Here is a 15,372-nt window from a genome sequence, read left to right on the forward strand (position 1 = left end):
AAATAGCATAGCAAGATTCCAGTGATTCGTGTTAAACAGACGTAAATAGTCGACTAATGCCACGCAATCGGATCAAACTGATAAAAGCCAACCAGTAAATGGTATATTTCTGGGTCAAACTGTCTGAGTTCAGCAGGCTTTTCTAAAAAGGTTTCAGTAATAACAGCAAAAAACTCTGCCTCATTGGTCGCGCCATAGCTGTGAATAACATGAGGCATGCCATAGGCTAAATGGGTTTTTAATTGATTAAACGCACGGCTAAATACTTTTGCCCACTTTTGGTAATCCTCATTACTCGAAAGCAATGGCGTGCCTGTAGTTTTGCCGGTTTCTTGGTCGAGCTGATGGGCAAATTCATGAAACACCAAATTATGACCATCACTTGGCAAGCGATTCCCCTCAAGGACATCATGCCAGCTCAATACCAGCGTTCCGCCCGGCCATGATTCACCTTGTCGCACAGTATTGTGATAACTGACAAGCCCAGCATTATCACGAGAAGTTTGCGGGGCATAATACGCGCTTGGGTAAAGTAGGATTTCTTTTACATTGCGATACAAAGGCCAAGGTTTATTAAGCACTAAAACACAAGCATCAGCCGCTACAATCAACTTCATTGCATCGTTAAGCTCAAGGCCATCACAGCCAATAAAGCGTTTTTCATTTAAAAACCAAACGATGTGACGCTCCAGCTTTTCGCGATCTGCATCCGTCATTTTTCGGTAGATGGGCATATAGTTTAACAGCAGGTTCTTTTGCTGTGCATTGAGGGAATTATTGAGGTATTTTTTCTGCCAAAAGTGATTACGGATATCGTCCCAGCGCCAGTAACACACAACAAAAATTATTAAAAAAAGTATCAAAACCAGGTTAAGCATTACTATCGCCTAAAAAACAATCTTGATACTTTAATGTGTGCAAACAAAAAAAGATCAATTGTTTACACACATTTTTATTTTCAGATTGGCTAATCTAGCGCAGTGCAACCTTGATTATAAATAAAAATTTTATTACGCCCGTTGTTTTTAGCGTGATAAAGAGCTGTATCTGCATGTGATAATAAACGGTCATAATCAGTAACTTCTGCATTATCTGCAACGCCAAAACTAACCGTCACTGAGAGCTCTTGTGCTAATTCTGAAAAATCGTAATCGGCTATTTCTAAACGGATAATTTCACACATTTTTGCAGCTTCTTCAGCATTTTTATAAGGGAACAGCAGAGTAAACTCTTCACCGCCCCAACGAGCGGCATAACCTTCATCAGGGAAGTTCAGGCGCAGCAAACGAGCAATTTCACAAATCACTTTATCGCCAATTAAGTGCGAGAAGTTGTCATTAATAAGTTTGAAGTGATCAATATCCATAATGGCAATACTAAGCGTTTTATTATCACGCTGAAATTGATTAAAGTTTTCAGATAACCAGCTATCGAAAGCTCGTCTGTTCGGTAATTGCGTTAACTGATCATGGTTCGCTAAATGAGCAAAAGCATCCGCTTGGGTTTGTAAATCATGCATTTGCTGTTCAACTTTTTCGGTTAACTCAATTTCAATACGCTTATAATGATATAAGCGGTATTTATAAATGACATAAGCAGTAAAAAGTACGGCAATTAAGATAAATAACTTAAAGCTAGTTTTTTGCCAAAAATAAGGGGCGATTTTAAAACGCAGTACTTGCTCATTATTTTGCCAATCACTATTAGGATACCCTGCACGCACTTTAAAGGTATATTCACCCGGCGGTAAATTGGTGTACTCCGTAATGGCCAGACGCCCCCTGTCTACCCATTGTTGATTGTAACCACTTAATTGAGTTTGGTAGTTTAAACGCCCAGGCATGATAAAACTAAGCCCTGCATAGTTAAACGAAACACGAGAAACACCAGCAGGTAAACTCAAAACTTCATTACCAACAGGTAAAGTCATTGGTTTGCCATCGACTTCAAAGCTTTCAATAACCGTCGATAATCGTCGTTTACTAGCTTCTTTTAAGCGCTCTGGTGTTACGATAGCGACACCTTTAGCAGTAGCAACCCATATTTGTCCATCGGAATGAAGAACAGCTGCAGGGTTTGAACCGCCATTTGCTTGCGCGCTCAACATGCCATCGCCTTCATCATAAAGCTGCATCGAAATGCTCATTGGTTGAACTTTTTCAGGGTTATCTAGTATTGCAACTAACTGAGCTTTGTTGACTTGAATAACACCACGGTTACTGGTCAGCCATAATGAGTCACCTTGCTCAATTACTTGGAACAGCTTATCAACTGGTAAACCATGATCTCGACCAAACAAGCTCATTTTATCTGTGCTGAGATTGTAGCGAACTAGGCCTCTATCAGTAGCAAGCCACATAGTATCGTCATCTAAATAAAAGCCGAATGCATACTCAGTACTGAACTGCTTTGGAAACTCTAGAGTTTTAAACTGCTTTGTTGCTGGGTCATAAATTGAAACACCGACCCCCGTACCAACCCATAACCTGCCATGGTCATCTTCGACAAGGGCCATAATGAAATCACCAATTAAACCATCTTCTGTGGTGAATAATTCAGTTTGCCCGGCAGGATCTATTTTGGTTAAACCACCCGCAGTGCCAATCCATAAGTTATCCATTTTATCGAACAACACAGCGCGAACTTCATTACTAATCAAACCATTACTGCGATTTCTTACTGGGTAAATTTGTTTGTTTACCACTTTCATTAAACCTGCAGTATAAGTGCCTAACCACACTGTGCCTTGTTTATCTTCGGTTAAACTTAAAACTGATAGCGGGTCTTTTTCATAGGCTTGGCTAAGAGTTGTGAGCTTGCCATTTTCAATACGGTTTAAACCATTACTACTGCCCACCCACAAACTACCATCAGAATGCGATAACACGGTACGCACATAGTCAGATGCAAGCCCACGACTTTGACTCCAATTTGTAAATGGCGCTTCGCGCAGGCGAAATAAACCAGCATTAGTGCCAACCCAGATACTTTTTTCGCGATCTTGCAGTAAAGATAAAATACGGTTGTTGGGTAAACCATCATCGGCGGCCAAGTTTTCAAGTCCTACACTGCTGAGTCTGAACACCCCTTTATTGATGGTACCAAACCACAAATCGCCTTCACTATCTTCAAGTAAGCTAGAAATAGATTCTTTATTCAGTACAGGGTCAACAGAAATGAATTTGTCTTGCTGCTTTTTCCATACTCCCTTTTCGGTCCCAACAATTAAGGTACCTGAACTAGTGAGTAACAAAGTAAAGACAGAGGCGTCAGGTAGGCCTGATTCTTGACCTACTCTACGAACTTGATTATTAATAATTTGATAGAGTCCATCACTGGTAGCAGCCCAGATCACCCCAGTTTTGTCCTGTAAAAGACGATATGCGCTCAGCTTATCAAGTAACTTTTGCTCAGTGGCATTTTCAGAAGCACGATAAGTAATGCCTTGTCCTTCTAGTGCTAACCAAAGCTCACCTTGTTCAGTGACAAGCGCATGATTTACCATCGCAGAAGAACTGGGTAATGCGCGCCACCCACCTTGTGAGCGAAGAGCAATACCACCTCGCGCACCCACGATATATAAATCTCCATTATCCATGGGAATAAGGCTACGTAAGCCTGAATCTGGTAAACCAGGAATTTCTGTGCGAGTGAAAAGTTTAAACTCACGGCCATTAAAGCGAGAAAGGCCTTCCCAAGTCGCTATCCAAATGTAGCCATCTTTAGTTTGCGTAACGCTATTAATACTATTATGAGGAAGTCCGGCGCGAGTGCTCCAAGTCTCTGTAAAGTAGTCACTCAGAGAGAGGCGTGCAGAGTCTGCAAAAGCGCTGAAACATAAGAAAAGAAAAATACAACTAACTACCCGCACCATAAAACTAAAACCCTGATATTTATTATCGTTCTATTCAGTGATGTAGCTCTGTGAAGCCAAAGTCATCGCTAACTTCAGATAATACTACATTAGTTGCAATTCTTACTCACTTTAATGACATTTAGCAACAATCAATTACAAAAATTCGTAATTTTATCTTGCAGTATTTTCAAAAATCGCGCCACATGTAAGCCATCCATCAAAGCATGATGCACATCAATTGAGAGTGGCATCTTGCCAGTTTTCGAGTCATATTGACCAAACACAAACTTAGGTATACCAAGGCCGTGCCCCTCACTCACGGCATGCGAGAAGCCTGTGAAGTTTAACCATGGAAGCACTGAGATATGAATAAGATCAGGCTGCCCTTCTGTTGCAGCAAATGCATCAGAAAAAAATGGCTTTGCTTTACTTGTTTTGCTCGCTGCAATGGCATGTTTTGAGAAATCGTCCATCGACGCTTGTTTTTCAAAATAACTAAAGCGGAATGTTTCATCTTCAGCAAGCTCTACAACACTGCCTCTTACCGATGACAGTTGTACTGGCAAACAATCAATAATACGTTGACGCATCGGCGCATAATCATGGCATGCTTCAAGTGTTAGGTAGACATAGCAGTGAAAAAACGAATAAGACTCTGTTTTACATTTAGTGTAGAGAGCTGCCATATCGAGCGAAACACACACATTAAAATAAGGCAGAGAAAATTCTTTGAAAAAAGCAAAATGCTGTTTACGAGGCCAAGTCGCTAGATCAATAGGCGTGATTTCACAAGATGGAGCTTTCATTAGGTGTCCTCGAAATTTAAAAGCTGAGTGTACCTAGCAAGCTTAACTTCGTCACCTTGATGCGATAAATAACAGATACAAAAAAGGTGCGACCTGCGCACCTTTTTTTGACTGTAAATTTAGTGAATTTACTAAATTATAAGCCGTTTTCGATGATTTCTAATGCTAGCTCATCTGCAATTAAATGCGTCGACTTTTGCTCTTTTTCAGAGCGAGCAAAGATTTCAGTTAGGGTATCAAAGATGCCTTCAACGTGTTTCGTTGATGCTTCTGCACTATAACCTTCTGGCGCTGTTTCGTAGTAAACGTTGATGATACCACCTGCGTTAATTACGTAATCTGGAGCGTATAAGATACCTTTTTCACGAATAATTTCACCGTGACGAGACTCTGCTAATTGGTTATTCGCACAACCTGCAATAATCGTTGCTTTTAAACGAGGGATAGTCGTGTCGTTTACCGTTGCGCCTAGTGCACACGGTGCATAAACATCGACATCTAAGTCGTAGATTTCATCAATACCAACAGCCGTAGCGTTAAAGTCATTAACAACACGCTCAACAGCTTGCTCATTGATATCTGTTACAAATAACGTTGCGCCCGCTTCGTGTAAATGCTTACATAGGCCATACGCCACCGCACCTAAACCTTGAACTGCTACTTTAACACCTGCTAGGTCTTGGTGACCACGTTGATGTTGTAATGCAGCTTTAATACCTAAGAATGTACCATAAGCAGTGAAAGGTGATGGGTTACCACTTTTACCTTCAAGACCTAATACATAGTTAGTTTCTTTATTCATAATAGCAACATCGTCACAGGTGATGTTCACGTCTTCAGCTGAATAGTAGCTACCGCTTAATCGCTCTAATTGACGACCAAATGCACGGAAAAGTTGCTCTGATTTTATTTCTTTTGCATTACCAATAATCACTGACTTACCGCCACCAAATGGTAAGCGTGCCACAGCATTTTTATACGTCATACCTTTTGATAAACGAAGTGCGTCAGTTACAGCATCTTCATCTGTTGAGTAGTCCCACATTCTGCAACCACCAACTGCTGGACCTAACTTGGTATTATGAACCGCGATAATAGCTTTTAGGCCTGATTCTTTATCTGAACAAAACACCACTTGCTCGTGGTTATCAAAGTCGACTTTATTAAATACAGCCACAGTTAAATACTCCGAAATTTTCTTACCCTAAGGGGTGTGAGCGCTGAAAGTGCCGAGACTTTATCACTTCGTTTGCTCCCTTGCCACTATATGAGATGATAAAACTAAGCAAAGTTCCCCTGCCGAAATAACAACTCAAAAAATAACACTTTAAAGAAAAAACACACCATAAAAAGCACACTTTAAGCATTGTTAATTCAAAACAAAATATTAACATTGCATACTTAATTACGTGAACGTAAAGGTAAAGTATAGCGTAAAGAAAATATTACAAAGAAATTGTATCGATAAAGCCAAGAAATATATGCTTTTTAAGGGTATGGTGAAGAAATAACTAAGACTGGTCAGAGCTGAAAAAAACGGCGCTGTTGCGCCGTTTATTTAAAGAGTTACAAGATGGTTATTTTAATTTGCCATCAAGTTCTTCGATCTTTGCTTTCCAAATAGCTGGACCTTGCGTATGCGCATTCGCACCTTCACTATCAACAGCAACGGTTACTGGCATATCTTCTACTTCAAACTCGTAGATTGCTTCCATACCTAAATCTTCGAACGCAACAACACGTGCTTTCTTGATTGCTTTAGAAACAAGGTAAGCTGCACCACCTACCGCCATTAAGTAGATAGACTTATTGTTTTTGATTGATTCTACTGTAGCAGGACCACGCTCAGCTTTACCAATCATACCGATGATGCCTGTGTTTTCTAACATCATATCGGTGAATTTATCCATACGAGTCGCAGTTGTAGGGCCTGCTGGGCCTACTGCTTCATCACCCACAGCATCTACAGGGCCAACGTAGTAGATAAACTTGTTATCAAAATCAACGCCTTCTGGTAAACCTTCACCTGATTGGATCATGTCTTGTAGACGCTTATGAGCTGCATCACGACCCGTTAAGATAGTACCAGACAGAAGTACAGTTTCACCCATCTTCCATTCTTGCGTATCTTCTTTAGTCAGTGTGTTTAAATCAACGCGACGTGTACCTTCGCCAACTTCAAACGTAACTTCTGGCCAATCTTCTAGTTTCGGTGCTTTAAGATCAGCAGGGCCTGAACCATCTAACGTAAAGTGAACGTGACGAGTTGCTGCACAGTTAGGGATCATAACCACTGGTTTAGAGGCTGCGTGAGTCGGTGCAGTTTTGATTTTTACATCAACCACTGTTGTTAAACCGCCTAGGCCTTGTGCACCAATACCTAATTTATTTGCACGTTCGAAGATATCGATACGCATTTTTTCTTCAGTCGTTTCTGCGCCGCGCTCAATAAGCTCGTGAATATCAACTGGGTCCATTAGAGATTCTTTCGCAAGAACAGCTGCTTTTTCTGCAGTACCACCAATACCTATACCTAGCATTCCAGGTGGACACCAACCAGCGCCCATAGTTGGTAATGTTTTTTCAACCCATGCAGCCACATCATCAGACGGGTTAAGCATAACCATTTTCGTTTTATTTTCTGAACCGCCGCCCTTAGCCGCAACCATTACTTCAACTTCAGCGCCTGGCACTAAGTCGATATGAACAACTGATGGTGTATTGTCTTTGGTGTTTTTACGCGTACCAGCAGGGTCTGCAACAATTGATGCACGTAACGGGTTATCTGGGTTTAAGTATGCGCGACGGGTACCTTCATCAACCATTTGCTGAACAGTCATGTCTGTTTTATCCCACTTAACATCCATACCTACTTTTACGAAACAAGTAATGATACCTGTATCTTGGCACAGTGGACGTTTACCTTCAGCAGACATACGAGAGTTAATTAAAATTTGCGCAATGGCATCTTTTGCCGCTTTGCTTTGCTCTTTGTTGTAAGCTTTTTCTAAGGCTTGTACGAAATCGAGAGGGTGATAAAAAGAAATGTATTGCAATGCATCTTCAATGCTATCAATGAAGTCTTGCTGACGAATTGTACTCATTACGGGTTCCTTAAGTTTTTATCGCGTAGCGCTGTACGTGATCCTGAGTAAACCGGTGACGAAGATTTACTCTACGGGTTAGTCATGGCATCACTATAAAGGAAATCATAACGCTGCCAATCAAATTTAACTTATGATACCCTCCTCGCCCGTTTCGGGCTAGTTATTCAGGGCAATGTAGATGATAAACGATGAAAATTTATGCATTAAATTAGAATTAAGCGGTGATTGCATCACGCTATTTACTCATTTCGCTCATTTGCCCCACGCCGTGTTACTTGATTCAGCTAATAGCGAGCATGTGAATAGCCGATTCGATATCATTGCCATTGCGCCATTAAAGCAATTAGAGGTGCGCGATAATCAGTGCTTTGTAGATGGTAAATTACAATCAAGTGATTGCTTTAGTTTGATGAAATCTGGTCTTAGGGAGTTTAATCACACACCAAACTCAAACAACCTACCTTTTACTGGTGGTTGGCTTGGTTATTTTGGTTATGATTTAGGTCGCGTGATTGAAAGCATGCCGACTACTGCCGAAAACGATATTAATATGCCGCAAATGGCAATAGGTCTTTATCCTGATGCCCTTATTTTTGATAAGCAACAACAAAGCTGGTTTTACGTCTGTCAGCCAAATCATAATCGCTTAGCACTCTATCAACAGCAGCTAAACGAAACACCAGAAAGTGCAGAGTTCGCTCTAACAAGTGGCTGGCACTCAAATATGACCAAAGCCAGCTACAGCGAAAAGTTTGAACAAATTCAAGCTTATTTAAAAAACGGTGATTGCTACCAAATCAACCTTGCTCAGCGATTTAGAGCTGAATTTTCGGGTTCAACATGGCAAGCCTATAAACAGTTGCGAGAAGCCAATAAAGCACCATTCTCAAGCTATATAAACCACCCTGATGGCGCTATTTTATCAATCTCGCCTGAGCGTTTTATTTCAGTTAACCAGGGCCAAATAGAAACCAAACCAATTAAAGGAACGCTTCCTCGTTTGGCCGACCATGAACAAGACCAAGCGCAAGCTTCTCGCTTACAACAATCTGAGAAAGACCGTGCGGAAAATGTCATGATTGTCGATCTTTTGCGTAATGATTTAGGAAAAGTTGCCCGCCCAGGTAGTGTCACCGTGCCGTCCTTATTTGCCATAGAGAGCTTTCCGGCAGTACATCACTTAGTAAGTACTGTGCGCGCAGAATTAGCGGATGGCAAAGATGCCGTTGACCAAATTCATGCTGCTTTCCCGGGTGGTTCAATTACCGGAGCACCGAAGATTCGCGCTATGGAAATCATAGAAGAGCTTGAACCGCATCGCCGTAGTGTGTACTGCGGCTCAATTGGCTACTTGAGTGCCTGTGGCAACATGGATACCAGTATAACAATTCGTACTTTAGTGTGTCATCAAGGTGCTATCTATTGCTGGGCTGGCGGCGGCATTGTGGCTGATTCAAAGGTCGACTTGGAGTACCAAGAAACTTACGATAAAGTAAATAAAATACTGCCTTTGTTAAAGTAAAAGTTGAAGTAACTACCTTGAATAGTCAGCAAATAATAGCTCGTTTTAGTTTAAGTAAAACCACACAGAGCCCTACCACCATTCGCTTTAATGCCGAAAAGCGCGCCAGTGCCGTGATGCTACCATTGCTTGATGTAAATGACGAAGCACATTTATTACTATGTAAACGACCAAGTTATCTGCTTCACCACCCGGGGGAAATTTGCTTACCAGGTGGTAAGTATGAAAAGCATGATGACTCTTTGATGCACACAGCCCTTCGAGAGCTCAATGAAGAGCTCAATATTGCGACACATCAAGTGACGGTTCACGGTAAATTACACCAATACGCGACCCTAACCGGTTTCACTATTGAGCCATTTGTTTGTGTCCTTAGCGAAGGCACAACATGGCAGGCAGATCCCAACGAAGTTGCTGCTAGCTTTTTACTGCCTTTATCTTATTTGAGTAATCAACAAAATTGGCAGCCCTTGCCCTTTGAACGAAATGGTAAAATCATTATTTTACAAGGCTTAATGACCCCGCATGGTCTGCTTTGGGGGGCAACAGCCAGCATTATTAATAACTTTATCAAACAGCTCGCCCTACCAGTTTAATTATCCTGCTTTTAGGGTTACACAGACACGTTTAAACGTTATCATGTGGCACCGTTCAAAGGCAGGTAGTATGCCGTTAATAGAAAAATGAGTAGCAAATTATGATCAGTGCATTCGATATGTTTAGTATTGGTATTGGCCCATCGTCATCTCACACTGTTGGCCCAATGCGCGCTTCGCGTTTATTTGTAAACGAATTAGAAGAAAAAAACTTACTTGCAAACGTGACAGATATTAAAGTTGAGCTGTTTGGCTCATTAGGGCAGACAGGTATTGGCCACGGCTCTGGTAAAGCCGTAATATTAGGTCTTGCTGGTTATGATCCAGAAACCATTGATGCTGATTTAGTAGACGATATCCTCGCAAAAATCGAAAAAGAACAGGTTATTTATTTAAACCAAAGCCATAAAGCCAATTTCCCAAAGCAAGGGGCGATTGTATTCCACCGCCGTAAAACACTACCAAAACATTCAAATGCAATGGAAATCATTGCCAGCCAAAATGGCGAAAAATTATTTAGTAAGGTGTATTACTCAATCGGTGGTGGTTTTATCGTAAGCGATGATGAGTTCGAGAACGAAAAACAAAAAGCGCTCGAGATACGCGAAGAAAACCCAGCTCCTTACCCGTTTAATACTGCAAAAGAGCTATTAGATCTATGCCGTGAATCAGGTTTTAGTGTATCAACGCTTATGATGCACAACGAAAAAACTCTACGCAGCGAAAAAGAAATTAAAGATGAGCTGTTTAATATTTGGCAAGTAATGAAAGCCTGTATCGAGCGAGGTATGCGTACAGAGGGTATCTTACCAGGTGGTTTAAAAGTAAAACGCCGCGCACCAAGCTTACACCTTAAATTAAATATTGAGGTTAATAATGACCCATTGCGCGCAATGGACTGGGTTGATTTGTTTGCTCTTGCAGTAAATGAAGAAAATGCAGCAGGTGGCCGTGTTGTTACCGCACCAACCAATGGTGCTGCGGGTATCTTGCCAGCGGTATTAATGTATTATCACACTTTCATTAAAGAAGTAGACCGTGATATTGCAACACGTTATTTATTAACAGCTGCAGCAATTGGTATTTTATATAAAAAGAATGCTTCAATTTCGGGTGCTGAAGTAGGTTGCCAAGGTGAAGTGGGCGTTGCCTGTTCAATGGCCGCTGGTGCACTAACTGAAATAATGGGTGGTAATGTTGTGCAAGTTGAAAATGCCGCTGAAATCGGTATGGAGCACAACCTGGGTTTAACTTGTGACCCTGTTGGCGGTCTTGTGCAAGTTCCGTGTATTGAACGTAATGCGATGGGTTCAATTAAAGCAATTAACGCATCACGTTTGGCAATGCGCGGTTCTGGCGAGCAAAAGGTTACGCTTGATAAGGTCATTAAAACCATGCTCGACACAGGAAATGATATGAAAACAAAATACAAAGAAACCGCGCGCGGTGGCTTAGCTGTTAATATCATCGAGTGTTAATTTATAGCACGTTTTGAGCACAATAAAAAAAGCCGCTTTAACGCGGCTTCTTTATATCTATTTTACTGGTAACTCAATGTTTTCAAATAGTTTATCAACATCTTCTTGATTACGTAATAAGCTTGCTTTTTCCACTAACTCTTTAGTTAAGTGTGGTGCAAAACGCTCAATAAAATCATACATGTAGCTGCGTAAAAAGCTGCCTTTTCTAAAACCAATTTTGGTAGTGCTCGCTTCAAATAAGTGGCTTGCATCAATACACACTAAATCAGAATCAGTTATTTGATCAATCGCCATAGACGCCACAACACCCACACCTAGCCCTAAACGGACATAGGTTTTGATTACATCAGCGTCGGTTGCAGTAAATACAATATGCGGCTCAAGCCCATGCGCATTGAAAGCTTTATCTAATTCAGAACGACCCGTAAAACCAAACACATAAGTAATAAGTGGGTATTTAGCCACATCGGCAACCGTTAAATTATCAGCCTTTTGCGCGAGCGGATGTGTTTTTGCCACAACAATACTGCGATTCCAGTGATAACAAGGCAACATGACTAAATCAGAATATAAATGCAATGCCTCAGTCGCAATGGCAAAGTCAGCATCGCCGCGTGCTGCAGCATCTGAAATTTGTTGCGGCGTACCTTGATGCATGTGCAGCGAAACAGCTGGGTACTTTTTCATAAAACCTTGAATAACATTCGGCAATGCATAACGAGCCTGAGTATGAGTAGTCGCAATATTAAGCTTACCTTGATCGGGTAAGGTATGCTCATTGGCAACCGCTTTAATACCTTCAACTTTCGACAGTATTTCCCGTGAGATATTAATAATTTCGTTACCTGCACTGGTTACATGGGTAAGGTGTTTACCACTGCGGCCAAAGATCTGTACACCGAGTTCGTCTTCAAGCATACGAACTTGTTTCGAGATCCCCGGTTGCGAGGTAAATAAACTTTCTGCTGTTGCGGATACATTCAGTTTATGATTTTGGACTTCGACTATATATCTGAGTTGTTGTAGTTTCATGGCTGCATTGTAGACGTTGTTATTGTTTATTTATAAAGGCTGTAAAGCGCAATGCCAAGCGATATTTCATCGCGCTATACATTTATATCGATTGTTTCTAAGGCTAACACATTAAATTACAGCTCGGTAGCGGTGTTTACTCGCAAAATATTCAATAAAGGTGCTAGTTTAAGGCTATACTCATTATAAAGTAGTAAGTGTAAGAAGTTTATTCGAGATAACTAACCGCAAAACTGTTCAGATCTAATCTTTTTAATGTAAGATAAAAAAATTAGATAGTTAAAACTGAGATTTAGTAATGATTGTTTCTATCATCATCATGCTCATTGTTGCATTAATTGTGATCGCACTATGGGTCAGTGCAGTGCAACAACATAAAGAAAAACAAGAAGCAGAGCGCCGTAAAGAGCTTACAAAACAGAAAAAAATCATTGAAGAAGCAGAGGATGTACTGCTTAACAGTGCCAATATCCCAATGTCTGAAAATATCCTACGTATTATTCAGCGTCGTATTTATGATGCTTTAGCAGGTATGGTAGAGCTCTCTCCAAGCTCAAAAGAATTGAAAAACAGATTAAAAGAATCAAAAGAACGTTTAGCCTCTCCAATCGAAGCTAATAATAGTGATGCATTAGCCCTACCAGATAACGACAAACAACTGATTGCCCTAATTCAAGGGATAAAGAAATTACGTGCCTTACTTCGCTCAGAGCATGGCAAAGGTAAAATAGATAGCCAAATATTTGTTGCTGAAGATAAACGTCTTGAAAAGTTACAACTGCGAATCAATGTAGAAAGCCAAATTAAGCGTGGTATCTCTGCCCGTTCAGCAAACATGGTGGGTTCTGCCAGACAGTATTTTGAAAAGGCACTTGCGACTCTCAGCGCAGTTAGCTATAGCGATGATTATGTTAATACCAAAAAGCAAGAAGTAGAGAATTATCTAGAAACGATTAGTTCTGAATTAAAAGCATCAAATGCAACGTCACTGAAGAAAAAAGCAGAACAAGAGCAAGACGATTTAGATGTATTATTCGCACCAAAGAAAAAGTGGTAAACCACTTTTTCTTTGCTTTGTGCTAATTAAGATAAAAACGCAAACTTAACAATAAACAGCGCTGTTAATACCCACACACTAATACTGATTTCATCTTTTTTACCACATACCAACTTCACTGCAGTATAAGAAATAAAACCAAGTGCAATACCGTGTGCAATCGAGAAAGTGAGCGGTGTCATTAATAATACCACGCTGACAGGGATTGCATCTGTCATATCGTCCCAATTTACCAGCTTTAAGTTTTGCATCATTAAAACAGCAACATACAAAATCGCACCCGCAGTTGCATAAGCTGGGATCATACTAGCAAGTGGCGCAAAGAACATCATTAACAAAAAACAAATGCCTACAACCACAGCAGTAAGACCTGTACGGCCGCCCACTGACACACCTGCTACTGATTCAATGTAAGACGTTGTTGTTGATGTACCAAGCATTGAACCTGCAATGGTAGCTGTGCTGTCGGCACTTAATGCACGACCTAAACGAGGCATTTTACCTTGTTCATCAGCAAGACCTGCTTTTTGCGTTACAGCAACTAAAGTGCCTGAAGTATCAAACAAATCAACAAATAAGAACGCAAAAACCACTGTTAGCATTGAGATTTCGAATGCGGCTGCAAAGTCCAATTGCATAAAGGTTGGTGCAATTGAAGGCGGCATTGAAATAATTCCTTGATATTCCACAAGGTCTAAACCAAGCGCAATAGCCGTTACTAGTAAAATACTAATAAGCACGCCGCTTTTCATATCGCGATATAACAGCGCAGCAATAACAAAGAAGCTAAAAATCGCAAGTAGTGGACCTGGGGCTGTGATATCGCCTAACTGCACTAAGGTTGCAGGGCTTGCTACGATAATCCCAGCGTTTTTCAATGCAATAAGCGCTAAGAAAGCACCGATACCTGTGGCAATGGCACGCTTTAATACCAGTGGAATAGCGTCAATGATCCACTCTCTCACCTTAAATAGGCTTAAGAATAAGAAAATACAGCCAGACATAAAAACTGCACCTAATGCAGCTTGCCAAGTGTAGCCCATGCCCAAAACAACACCATAAGTGAAGAAGGCGTTTAAGCCCATACCCGGAGCCAGTGCTAATGGGTAGTTTGCCCATAAACCCATGATAAAACAGCCAATTGCAGCAGCAATACAGGTTGCTACGAATGCCGCACCTTGATCCATTCCCGCTTCTGCTAGCATGGCAGGGTTAACAAATACAATGTAAACCATGGTAATGAATGTTGTGATGCCAGCAATAGTCTCGCGGCGCACAGAGGTGTTGTTTTCAGTGATTTTGAAAAGTCTTTCGAACATGTTGAACTTTAAGTTGAGATTAATTGGCTAATTTTATCATATTTTATCTCAATAAGAGGACATTTTGCCTTGCAATGTTCTAAACTAATAAGGTCTTTTAATTCAAGAAAATAACTAAACTATGTCTGATAATTCGCCAGTAGGCTTAGATTTAGAGCAACAGCTTGATAATGTACTTGCCTTTATTACCCAACCCGATAAAGGGTCGGCGCCAGATAAAAGTACTCAATCTGTTGAAAACGTACTAAACAAAGCTTTGTATTATTTAAAAAATGAACAACCTCCCCTTGCAGCCAAATGGATGCGCCTAGCAGCTATGGCGGGTAACCATAGAGCGCAATTTTATATGGGGCTGTTTTTCATCAAAGGGCAAGGTGTACCGCACAGTGTTTTTCATGGCGCGGTGTGGTTAAGTCTGGCAAGTAGCCAAGGTTATGAGCCTGCAACGGCAGCACTTGATGACCTTAGAAAGCACATTAGTACTCGCCGATTACATGATGCGCAAAGCTATGCAGCGACCTTATACGAACAAATCCACCAGCAACAGTTTGCTCATTTAATTCCTCGTGACCCTGACGCGAGCTAACACGCGTCAG

General features: G+C 41.0%; 12 protein-coding genes. 5 read left to right on the forward strand and 7 right to left on the reverse strand.

The features are described from left to right. Positions 1 to 53: 53 nt before the first annotated feature. The 5 genes from HYD28_12610 to HYD28_12630 all read right to left on the reverse strand — a co-directional run bounded on the left by HYD28_12610 (position 54) and on the right by HYD28_12630 (position 7,766). Complete coding sequence (locus tag HYD28_12610; GenBank protein ID QLE09734.1) at positions 54 to 878, reverse strand: zinc-dependent peptidase; 825 nt, start codon at positions 876 to 878, stop codon at positions 54 to 56. Between the two features lie 89 nt (positions 879 to 967). Then, positions 968 to 3,874, reverse strand: coding sequence for a diguanylate cyclase (locus HYD28_12615; GenBank protein ID QLE09735.1), 2,907 nt, complete (start codon positions 3,872 to 3,874; stop codon positions 968 to 970). 131 nt (positions 3,875 to 4,005) lie between these two features. Continuing rightward, complete coding sequence (locus HYD28_12620; protein ID QLE10558.1) at positions 4,006 to 4,641, reverse strand: chloramphenicol acetyltransferase; 636 nt, start codon at positions 4,639 to 4,641, stop codon at positions 4,006 to 4,008. 157 nt (positions 4,642 to 4,798) lie between these two features. Beyond that, on the reverse strand, positions 4,799 to 5,839 hold the full coding sequence (locus HYD28_12625; protein QLE09736.1) for a Glu/Leu/Phe/Val dehydrogenase: 1,041 nt from the start codon (positions 5,837 to 5,839) through the stop codon (positions 4,799 to 4,801). 400 nt (positions 5,840 to 6,239) lie between these two features. Further along, on the reverse strand, positions 6,240 to 7,766 hold the full coding sequence (locus HYD28_12630; GenBank protein QLE09737.1) for a fumarate hydratase: 1,527 nt from the start codon (positions 7,764 to 7,766) through the stop codon (positions 6,240 to 6,242). 181 nt (positions 7,767 to 7,947) lie between these two features. Here HYD28_12630 and pabB point away from each other — a divergent pair, with 181 nt between their 5' ends. From pabB to HYD28_12645, 3 genes are all read left to right on the forward strand, one after another. Continuing rightward, a complete protein-coding gene (pabB, locus tag HYD28_12635) occupies positions 7,948 to 9,291 on the forward strand; it encodes an aminodeoxychorismate synthase component I (protein QLE09738.1) in 1,344 nt (447 codons plus the stop codon). A 17-nt stretch (positions 9,292 to 9,308) separates the two neighbouring features. After that, entirely contained in the window at positions 9,309 to 9,887 is a 579-nt protein-coding gene (locus HYD28_12640; protein QLE09739.1) for a CoA pyrophosphatase, read from the forward strand. Positions 9,888 to 9,988: 101 nt separating this feature from the next. Beyond that, entirely contained in the window at positions 9,989 to 11,365 is a 1,377-nt protein-coding gene (locus tag HYD28_12645; GenBank protein ID QLE09740.1) for an L-serine ammonia-lyase, read from the forward strand. A 57-nt stretch (positions 11,366 to 11,422) separates the two neighbouring features. On the opposite strand, the gene cysB is transcribed toward HYD28_12645, so the two are convergent. After that, the gene (gene cysB, locus HYD28_12650; GenBank protein ID QLE09741.1) at positions 11,423 to 12,400 is read right to left on the reverse strand and encodes an HTH-type transcriptional regulator CysB; all 978 of its coding nucleotides are present in this window, start codon (positions 12,398 to 12,400) and stop codon (positions 11,423 to 11,425) included. Positions 12,401 to 12,698: 298 nt separating this feature from the next. On the opposite strand from cysB, the gene HYD28_12655 reads away from it, so the two are divergent. Further along, positions 12,699 to 13,457, forward strand: coding sequence for a hypothetical protein (locus tag HYD28_12655; protein QLE09742.1), 759 nt, complete (start codon positions 12,699 to 12,701; stop codon positions 13,455 to 13,457). A 26-nt stretch (positions 13,458 to 13,483) separates the two neighbouring features. Here the strand turns inward: HYD28_12655 and HYD28_12660 are convergent, their stop codons facing one another. Beyond that, positions 13,484 to 14,776: an NCS2 family permease gene (locus tag HYD28_12660; protein ID QLE09743.1), complete on the reverse strand. Its 1,293-nt coding sequence runs from the start codon at positions 14,774 to 14,776 to the stop codon at positions 13,484 to 13,486. 121 nt (positions 14,777 to 14,897) lie between these two features. Between HYD28_12660 and HYD28_12665 the strand changes: the two genes are divergently transcribed. Continuing rightward, on the forward strand, positions 14,898 to 15,362 hold the full coding sequence (locus HYD28_12665) for a sel1 repeat family protein (protein QLE09744.1): 465 nt from the start codon (positions 14,898 to 14,900) through the stop codon (positions 15,360 to 15,362). Positions 15,363 to 15,372 lie beyond the last annotated feature (10 nt).

Origin of the sequence: Pseudoalteromonas shioyasakiensis (assembly GCA_013391845.1) — a bacterium.
Lineage (GTDB): Bacteria > Pseudomonadota > Gammaproteobacteria > Enterobacterales > Alteromonadaceae > Pseudoalteromonas > Pseudoalteromonas apostichopi.

What these genes read in the sequence shown, in the direction of transcription:
- HYD28_12660 (QLE09743.1), bottom strand. Translation starts at nt 14,776, where the DNA reads ATGTTCGAAAGACTTTTCAAAATCACTGAAAACAACACCTCTGTGCGC.
- HYD28_12645 (QLE09740.1), top strand. Translation starts at nt 9,989, where the DNA reads ATGATCAGTGCATTCGATATGTTTAGTATTGGTATTGGCCCATCGTCA.
- pabB (QLE09738.1), top strand. Translation starts at nt 7,948, where the DNA reads ATGATAAACGATGAAAATTTATGCATTAAATTAGAATTAAGCGGTGAT.
- HYD28_12665 (QLE09744.1), top strand. Translation starts at nt 14,898, where the DNA reads ATGTCTGATAATTCGCCAGTAGGCTTAGATTTAGAGCAACAGCTTGAT.
- HYD28_12615 (QLE09735.1), bottom strand. Translation starts at nt 3,874, where the DNA reads ATGGTGCGGGTAGTTAGTTGTATTTTTCTTTTCTTATGTTTCAGCGCT.
- HYD28_12655 (QLE09742.1), top strand. Translation starts at nt 12,699, where the DNA reads ATGATTGTTTCTATCATCATCATGCTCATTGTTGCATTAATTGTGATC.
- HYD28_12630 (QLE09737.1), bottom strand. Translation starts at nt 7,766, where the DNA reads ATGAGTACAATTCGTCAGCAAGACTTCATTGATAGCATTGAAGATGCA.
- HYD28_12610 (QLE09734.1), bottom strand. Translation starts at nt 878, where the DNA reads ATGCTTAACCTGGTTTTGATACTTTTTTTAATAATTTTTGTTGTGTGT.
- cysB (QLE09741.1), bottom strand. Translation starts at nt 12,400, where the DNA reads ATGAAACTACAACAACTCAGATATATAGTCGAAGTCCAAAATCATAAA.